The organism is Pseudomonas sp. PA-4-8C (genome assembly GCF_021606625.1).
Classification (GTDB): domain Bacteria; phylum Pseudomonadota; class Gammaproteobacteria; order Pseudomonadales; family Pseudomonadaceae; genus Aquipseudomonas; species Aquipseudomonas lactis.
In genome coordinates, this window is sequence record NZ_WKCD01000258.1 from 1 (window position 1) to 7,871 (window position 7,871).

Here is a 7,871-nt window from a genome sequence, read left to right on the forward strand (position 1 = left end):
GGCCCACAAGTGCGCGCAGCACAACGACGAACTCGGTCGTATTGCTATCGCGTCGCGCAACATCTCCAAATGCCAGGCCATCATCGACAGCGTCAAGGCCAAAGGTAGCCTCAAGGTTCCCGCCGATATCCAAGCCTTCACGCTGAACGCCCTGGACGTGGAAGCGACCAAGGCCCTGATCCGCGAGACCGAATCGCAGATCGTCATCAACGTCGGCTCCGCCTTCCTCAACATGTCGGTACTGCGTGCCTGCATCGACACGGGCGTGGCTTACCTGGACACCGCCATCCACGAAGAGCCGGGCAAGGTCTGCGAGACCCCGCCGTGGTACGGCAACTACGAGTGGAACCACCTGCAAGAATGCAAACAGAAGAACATCACCGCCATCCTTGGCGTGGGCTTCGACCCAGGTGTCGTCAACGCATATGCCGCGCTGGCGCAGCAACAGCATTTCGACCGCATTGATTCGATCGACATTCTCGACGTCAATGCCGGCTCCCATGGCAAATACTTCGCCACCAATTTCGATCCGGAAATCAACTTCCGCGAATTCACCGGGCAGGTGTGGAGCTGGCAGAACAGCCAGTGGACCAGCAACACCATGTTCGAAGTCAAACGCACCGACGACCTGCCGGTAGTCGGCTCGCAAAACCTCTACCTCACCGGCCACGATGAAGTGCACTCGCTGTCGAAAAACCTCGACGTGCCCAACGTGCGTTTCTGGATGAGCTTCGGCGAACACTACATCAACGTGTTCACCGTGCTGAAAAACCTCGGCCTGCTCTCCGAACAGCCGGTCAAGACCGCCGAAGGCCTGGAAGTGGTGCCGTTGAAAGTGGTCAAGGCCGTGCTGCCCGACCCGTCTTCGCTTGCGCCTGGCTACACCGGCAAGACCTGCATCGGTGACCTGGTCAAAGGCACCAAGAATGGCCAGCCGCGTGAGATGTTCATCTACAACGTGGCTGATCACGAAGAGGCCTATGCCGAGACCGACAGCCAGGGCATCTCCTACACCGCAGGCGTACCACCGGTAGCCGCTGCGCTGCTGGTGGCGCGTGGCGAGTGGGATGTCAAGCACATGGCCAACGTCGAGGAACTGCCGGCCGAGCCGTTCCTCAAGGCGCTGGATGTGATGGGCTTACCGACTCGGATCAAAGACGAGAACGGTGATCGGGCCTGGGATGCGACGGCCTGATAGGCGATAGCTGACCGAGCAAAAAGAATGCGCCCCCAGGGGCGCATTTTTTGTGTGGGCTCACCTACAGCGCGAAGAACAATGAGGATCAAAATGTGGGAGCTGGCTTGCCCGCGATGGCGGCGTGTCAGTCAATTAATCTGTCACTGAACTGACGCTTTCGCAGGCAAGCCAGCTCCCACACTGAATCTGCAGCGCAAACGGAGCTTCGGTTCATTCCAGATTCCGCGCCGAATTACTCAACGCCCTTGAGCACTGCAACAGCGCCGGCGCCAGTTGCCGTTCGGCATCCGCCTGGCACCAGCGGCTGGTCGGCGCCACCACATGCACTGCGGCCACGGGCCGGCCATTGCCGCCCAGCACCGGCGCGCCGATGGTCATGTCGCCGAGGAACAGTTCCTGAGTGTTCACCGCATAGCCCTGCGCCCTCACCTGCTCCAAGGAGGCCATGATCGCCTCGACGTCGGTCAGCGTGCGGCTGGTATGCGCCACTCGCTGGCTGTTCTCGATCAACGCCAACGCCTCCTCCTGCGGCAACGCACTCAAATACGCCCTCCCCGACGCCGTGCAGTACATCGGCACCCGTGAGCCAATCGGCATATGCACCGGCACGAACCCTGCGCTAACAAAGCGCGCGATGTACGTCATGTCGTAGCCCGCCGGCTCGGTAAGGCACGACGTCTCGCCGGTCAATCGGGTCAACTCGGACAAGAACGGGTTGGCCACTTCGATCAACGAATGCGCATCCAGGTAACTGAAGCCCAGCTCCAATACCCGAGGGGTGAGTTGGTAATGGCGTGTGCGCGAGTGTTTCCGAAGGTAACCCAGGCTTTCGAGGGTGAACACCATGCGCTGGGCCGAGCTTTTGGTCATGCCGGCGGCCTCTGCCACCTCTGCAAGGCTCATGCTACGGCGTTGTGCGCTAAAAGCCTTGAGCACCGACAGGCCTTTTTCCAGGGATTGGTTGTGCAAACTGTTGCGGTCTTCGGACATGGCGAACTCGCGGGCAGGTGGCTCAGGCGTGGTGATATTTCTACCTTAAAAGCTGATTAATGACCATTAAATATCGCATATCGATACGAAAGGTTCATTTTTAAAACTTTCTACCATCATTTACGATTTTTCTGATTCGAAATGGCATAGAGCTTGCGATTTCATCGGCAGCCGCTTGCGGTACTGACTTTCCGTTTTCCGTCTGGAGTAACCCGATGAACAGTCTTTCGCCCTTGTTTCGCCGCCTTGCCTTCGGCCTGTGCGCCACGCTCTGCATCAGCGTCGCGCACGCAGGCAGTGCGTCCTCGTACAAAGTCGGTGCAACCGCCAGTGGTTCGCCGTTTACCTTCCTGGATATCAAGAGCAACAGCATCCAGGGCGTGATGGTCGACGTAGCCGAAGCCGTCGGCAAGGCCGGCGGGTTCAGCAGCCAGATCGAGCAGACCAACTTTGCCGCGCTGATCCCGTCCCTGACGTCCGGCAAGCTGGACTTTATTTCCGCCGGCATGCTCAAGACCCCGGAGCGTACCCAAGTGGTCGACTTCAGCGCCCCGGTTTACGCCTATGGTGAAGGGCTGATCATCAGCGCCGACGACGATGCCGCCTACCCTGACCTTATGCCGCTCAAAGGCCAGGTCGTCGGCGTGCAAGCCGGCACAATCTTCTACGACCAACTGAACAAGCTGGGCATCTTCAAGGAGATCCGCACCTACGACTCCATCGGTGAGATGGTTCGCGACCTGTCCCTGAGCCGCATCAAGGCCGCCGTGGGTGACCAGCCGGTGGTGGCCTACCAGATCCGTCAAAAGCTGTTCAAAGGCGTGAAACTGGCGCCTGACTACAAGCCCACTAACGTCGGCGAAGTGTGCCTGGTGGTGCGCAAGGGCGATGCCGCAACCCTTGAGCGCCTGAACACCGCCATCGCCAGTATCAAGGCCGACGGCACGCTGGACAGCATCCTCAAGAAATGGGGGCTGGACGCCCAGGAGCGCCCATGAACCTGGCTGAGTTCCTGCAGAACGCCCAGGACTTCCTGCCGATCCTGCTGCAAGGCGCCTGGGTGACGATCCAGATCACCGTGCTGTCGTTCCTGCTCAGCAGCGCCCTCGGCCTGGTGCTGGCGCTGCTCAAGCTGTCGCCGATTCGCGCGCTGTCCTGGACCGCCAGCACCATCATCAACGTCATCCGGGGGCTGCCGATTATCGTGCAGCTGTTCTACATCTACTTCGTGCTGCCGGACATGGGTATCCATCTCACGGCGTTTTATGCCGGGGTGATCGGTATGGGCATCGCCTACTCGGCGTACCAGGCGGAGAACTTCCGCACCGGCATCATCGCCGTCGAACAAGGGCAACGTGAAGCCGCCGAAGCCTTAGGGATGCGCACGGGGCTGATGATGCGCCGGGTGATCCTGCCCCAGGCGTTTCGCATCGCCCTGCCGCCCTACGGCAACACCCTGGTGATGATGCTCAAGGACTCCTCGCTGGTGTCGACCATCACCGTCGCCGAGATGACGCGCCAGGGCCAACTGATCGCCTCATCGACCTTCCAGAACATGACCGTCTACACCCTGGTCGCCCTGCTCTATCTGTTGATGAGCCTGCCACTGGTGTATGGCCTGCGTCGCATGGAGCAGTACCTGGGCCGGAGGAAAAAAGCATGATCGAGATTCGCCAGCTGCAAAAACACTACGGTGACCACCACGTCCTGCACGGCGTCGACCTCGACGTGGCCAAGGGCGAAGTGGTGTGCCTGATCGGCCCCTCGGGCTCGGGAAAATCCACCCTGCTGCGCTGCATCAACGCCTTGGAAGCCTACGACGGCGGGCATATCAACGTGTTCGGCGAAACCGTACAACGTGGCAGCAAGACCGTACACGCTCTGCGCAGCCGCATGGGCATGGTGTTCCAGCGCTTCAACCTGTTCCCCCATCGCACGGTGCTGGAAAACGTAATGGAAGGCCCGGTGTACGTCAAAGGCGAATCGCCCCGCCAAGTCCGCGAAGAAGCCCTGGTGCTGTTGGAAAAAGTCGGCCTGAGCGCCAAGGCCGACGCCTACCCCGAACAGCTTTCCGGCGGCCAGCAGCAACGCGTTGCCATCGCCCGCGCCCTGGCGATGAAACCCGGCGCCATGCTGTTCGATGAACCCACCTCGGCCCTCGACCCGGAACTGGTCGGCGATGTGCTGGCGGTAATGCGCACCCTGGCCGATGAAGGCATGACCATGATCGTGGTCACCCACGAAATGGGCTTTGCCCGCGAAGTGGCCGACCGCGTGTGCTTCCTGCACGGCGGCTACATCGTCGAAAGCGGCCCCGCTGAACAGGTGCTGGGCAACCCGCAGCATGCGCGTACCCAGGATTTCCTGCGGCGCGTGCTGCACCCCACAGGCAACACGCGGAGCCTGTCATGAAATCGTTGTGGTCGGCGACTGCGCCGTCAGTGGTGCCAACACCGGCATTGAACGAGTCGGTGAAGGTCGACGTGGCGATTGTCGGAGCCGGATATACCGGTTTATCGACGGCGCTGCACTTGGCAGAGCGTGGCGTGCGCGTGTGTGTGCTGGAGGCCCATGAGCCAGGCTGGGGTGCCTCGGGGCGCAACGGTGGGCAAGTCAACCCCACGCTCAAATATGACCCGCAGCAGCTGGTACAGAAGTACGGGCCGGAACGCGCCGAGCCGTTGATCGCCACGGTGTCGAACTCGGCGGACCTGGTGTTCAAGCTGATCGAACGCCATGGCATCGATTGCGCGCCGGTGCGCAAGGGCTGGATGCAGGTGTCGTACAGTGAAAAGGCGGTGGCCGGGCTGCATGCTCGGGCCGAACAATGGGCCCGACGCGGCGTACCAGTTCAGCGCCTGGATGCCACGGCGGTGGCGTCACGCATGGGCAGCTCGGCGTTTGCCGGCGGCTGGCTGGATGGCCGTGCCGGGGCCATTCAACCCTTGGCGTATGCCCGCGGGTTGGTGGCAGCGGCGTTGGCGGCCGGCGCACGGGTGCATGGCCACAGCGCGGTGACAGGCCTGCAGCGCCAGGGTTCGGCTTGGCAACTGCAGACAGCCGGCGGTGCGCAGGTCACGGCAGATCAAGTGGTGCTGGCCACCAATGGCTACAGCGATCACTTATGGCCCGGCATGGCCCAGAGCGTCCTTGCGGCCAACAGTTTTATCGTCGCCACCAAGCCATTGAGTGGCCGCGCAGCCGAAAGCATTTTGCCAGGCCAGGAAACCGTGTCGACCGCGCAACGCTTGTTGCTGTATTTTCGCAAAGACGCGTATGGGCGCCTGCTGATGGGCGGCCGCGGCCTGTTCAACGACCCCACCGGGCCGGCCGACTTTGCCCACCTGGAGCGCTCCCTGGCGCTGCTGTTTCCGCAACTGGGGCCATTGGAATTCGACTACCGCTGGGCCGGGCGCATCGCAATCACGCGGGACTTCATGCCCCATGTCCACGAACCGGCGCCGGGGCTCACCCTGGCGTTGGGTTGCAATGGGCGCGGGATCGCGTTGTGTACCAGCCTGGGCCAGCAATTGGCCGGGCGGCTGTGTGACAGCACGGCAGAGTTCGCCTACCCGATAACGCCGTTGCAGCGTTTGCCCCTGCATGGCTTGCAGCGGTTCTACATTGGCGCGGGCGTGGCCTGGTATAGCTTGTTGGATCGGTTGAACGTCGGTTAAATCGCCAAATGCTCTTGCAACTGTCAATTCCAACAGGTTACCGATTGCGTGAATGCCGTTAGCCTGAGCGAGCCAGTCATCGATTGGCTCACCCATTCACCATGTGCGAAAGGAATCGTCCATGAAACGGCAGACCTCTTCAAACAACTTCACGGCACGCTTGGCTGGCCTGGTCTATAGCACCTGCTGCTATCTGGTTTTCTTATTCACCTTGCTTTACATGATGGGCTTCATGGGGGCTGTGGTCGTACCCAAACACATCGACTCCGGCGCGCGCATCGACTGGGCGCTGGCACTCATGATCAATACGTCACTGATTATTGTGTTTGGCGTCCAGCACAGCGCCATGGCGCGTAAACGCTTCAAGCGCTGGCTGGCAGTCTTCGCCCCGGCAGCGGTGGAGCGCTCCACCTATGTGCTGCTCTCCAGCCTGATGCTCGCGCTGCTGTTCTGGCAATGGCGGCCCATTAGGCACACCGTTTGGGAGGTTGACGCCGCCTGGGCCAAGGCACTGCTAACCGGCCTGTTCTGGCTGGGCTGGGGCATCGTGGTGCTGGCAACCTGCTTGATCAGTCACTTCGAGTTGTTCGGGCTGAAACAGGCCATTGATCGCTGGCGCAACGCCCCACAATCGGGCCCGGCATTCAGGACGCCGCTGCTCTACAAAGTCGTGCGTCATCCGCTGTACCTGGGCTTCCTGATCGCCTTTTGGGCAACGCCGCATATGACTGTGGGGCATCTGCTGTTTGCGCTGGGGATGTCGGTGTATCTCTTCATCGGCGCCCGTTTCGAAGAACGGGATTTGGTGGCGCTGTTTGGTGAGCGGTATCGGCGTTATCAGCGTGAGGTAGGCATGATCGTGCCGCGTCTCAACAGGCCCCGCCACTAACCCACTGTCCTGATCGTTCCCACGAACAATAAAGATCAAAATGTGGGAGCTGGCTTGCCTGCGATGGCGCTGTGTCAGCCAGCACATCCGGCACTGAAAAACCGCTATCGCAGGCAAGCCAGCTCCCACAGAGGATTTGCGGCGTCAGGATATTTCTCACAACTGTTTCAGGTTGTCGCTCGGAATTTCGCTGAATAACCTGTGGACCGTCGCTGCCAATTCAGCGACCGGATTTGACCGTCCGACCTTGTTAACGAACTGCTACGCCCTGCACCTCTTCAGGCGTTTTTTTTGTGCCTGAGGTATTGTGTCGCGGCAGTTGTGCGCGGGATACCTTCGGGTATGCCGGGTTCGTTGACAACCGGTCGGTCAACCCGCGTACAGCTGCCACCCTCTTCGCTTGACCGCGAACGCTGGCGGCTCCACTTGTCGACGGAGTTTCACCATGATCAAAGACACCCCAAATCCCCCAGAAACGCTCTTCACCGTACGCCCCGAGCTAGGCACGGAAACATTGTTGATCAACGCGTCCCAGGATCTAGCCTCCATCAGTGACATCGCGACTCATCTAGCCTTTGAAATCGACGGTACCCAACGCAACGTAGCGCTGGGCATCTGCCGCATGCTCGAAGGTGTGCAGTTGCTCGTAGACAAGGCATTGGATGACACCCACCCAGCCACTTGATCTGATGATCGTGCCGCACCCTTACCCACTGTAGGAGCGAGCTTGCTCGCGAAGATCGTCAACGATGACGCGGGCAACCTGGGTGACCGCAGGGCCCGGAAGTTTTTCGCGAGCAAGCTCGCTACGCCCTGCACCCCTTCAGGCCTTTTTTTGCACGCCTGAGGTATCGTGTCGCGGCGGCTGGAAGCTCACCCAACCGGCTGAAATAGAGGAAAATCTCAAAAGACATAATCATCGAGTGCGCCGGCAACGTGAAACCAACTCACAAATAAAAAGGCCAGTCAGATTACATGACTGGCCCAACCTAGTTAAAGCTAACTCAACCGACATACAAAAATGAAATCCAGCTTTCTGAAAAATACAATTCAGCACTTTTCCCACAAATAATTATTAACCCTACGATTACCCCACGCATCACAGTCATATTTACCA

Annotated in this window: 8 protein-coding genes; 7 read left to right on the plus strand and 1 reads right to left on the minus strand. The window is 60.0% G+C overall.

All coding sequences use genetic code 11. From position 1 onward, the window contains the following. The coding region (locus tag GIW04_RS24885) for a saccharopine dehydrogenase family protein (protein WP_236479296.1) at nt 1-1,195 on the plus strand (1,195 nt) is incomplete at its 5' end. A gap of 213 nt (nt 1,196-1,408) precedes the next feature. Here GIW04_RS24885 and GIW04_RS24890 read toward each other — a convergent pair. Further along, on the minus strand, nt 1,409-2,188 hold the full coding sequence (locus GIW04_RS24890) for an IclR family transcriptional regulator (protein ID WP_003191707.1): 780 nt from the start codon (nt 2,186-2,188) through the stop codon (nt 1,409-1,411). A 215-nt stretch (nt 2,189-2,403) separates the two neighbouring features. Here GIW04_RS24890 and GIW04_RS24895 point away from each other — a divergent pair, with 215 nt between their 5' ends. The 6 genes from GIW04_RS24895 (at nt 2,404) to GIW04_RS24920 (ending at nt 7,439) form a co-directional block, all read left to right on the plus strand. After that, nucleotides 2,404-3,186: an ABC transporter substrate-binding protein gene (locus tag GIW04_RS24895; RefSeq protein WP_120248139.1), complete on the plus strand. Its 783-nt coding sequence runs from the start codon at nt 2,404-2,406 to the stop codon at nt 3,184-3,186. Beyond that, entirely contained in the window at nt 3,183-3,851 is a 669-nt protein-coding gene (locus GIW04_RS24900; RefSeq protein ID WP_003191710.1) for an amino acid ABC transporter permease, read from the plus strand. The genes GIW04_RS24895 and GIW04_RS24900 overlap by 4 nt, the downstream gene beginning before the upstream one ends. Continuing rightward, nucleotides 3,848-4,600, plus strand: a complete 753-nt coding sequence (locus tag GIW04_RS24905; protein ID WP_057711772.1) for an amino acid ABC transporter ATP-binding protein — start codon at nt 3,848-3,850, stop codon at nt 4,598-4,600. The genes GIW04_RS24900 and GIW04_RS24905 overlap by 4 nt, the downstream gene beginning before the upstream one ends. Then, a complete protein-coding gene (locus tag GIW04_RS24910) occupies nt 4,597-5,865 on the plus strand; it encodes an NAD(P)/FAD-dependent oxidoreductase (protein ID WP_120248140.1) in 1,269 nt (422 codons plus the stop codon). Before GIW04_RS24905 ends, GIW04_RS24910 begins: the two co-directional genes overlap by 4 nt. 121 nt (nt 5,866-5,986) lie before the next feature. Continuing rightward, a complete protein-coding gene (gene mddA, locus GIW04_RS24915) occupies nt 5,987-6,754 on the plus strand; it encodes a methanethiol S-methyltransferase (RefSeq protein ID WP_057711771.1) in 768 nt (255 codons plus the stop codon). A 445-nt stretch (nt 6,755-7,199) separates the two neighbouring features. Next, nucleotides 7,200-7,439 (plus strand): DUF6124 family protein, encoded by a 240-nt coding sequence (locus tag GIW04_RS24920; RefSeq protein ID WP_094775196.1) that lies wholly within the window; start codon nt 7,200-7,202, stop codon nt 7,437-7,439. Nucleotides 7,440-7,871 lie beyond the last annotated feature (432 nt).

Excerpts from the sequence above, each read along its gene's own strand:
- GIW04_RS24890 (WP_003191707.1), bottom strand. The coding sequence starts at position 2,188 with ATGTCCGAAGACCGCAACAGTTTGCACAACCAATCCCTGGAAAAAGGC.
- GIW04_RS24895 (WP_120248139.1), top strand. The coding sequence starts at position 2,404 with ATGAACAGTCTTTCGCCCTTGTTTCGCCGCCTTGCCTTCGGCCTGTGC.
- GIW04_RS24900 (WP_003191710.1), top strand. The coding sequence starts at position 3,183 with ATGAACCTGGCTGAGTTCCTGCAGAACGCCCAGGACTTCCTGCCGATC.
- GIW04_RS24905 (WP_057711772.1), top strand. The coding sequence starts at position 3,848 with ATGATCGAGATTCGCCAGCTGCAAAAACACTACGGTGACCACCACGTC.
- GIW04_RS24910 (WP_120248140.1), top strand. The coding sequence starts at position 4,597 with ATGAAATCGTTGTGGTCGGCGACTGCGCCGTCAGTGGTGCCAACACCG.
- mddA (WP_057711771.1), top strand. The coding sequence starts at position 5,987 with ATGAAACGGCAGACCTCTTCAAACAACTTCACGGCACGCTTGGCTGGC.
- GIW04_RS24920 (WP_094775196.1), top strand. The coding sequence starts at position 7,200 with ATGATCAAAGACACCCCAAATCCCCCAGAAACGCTCTTCACCGTACGC.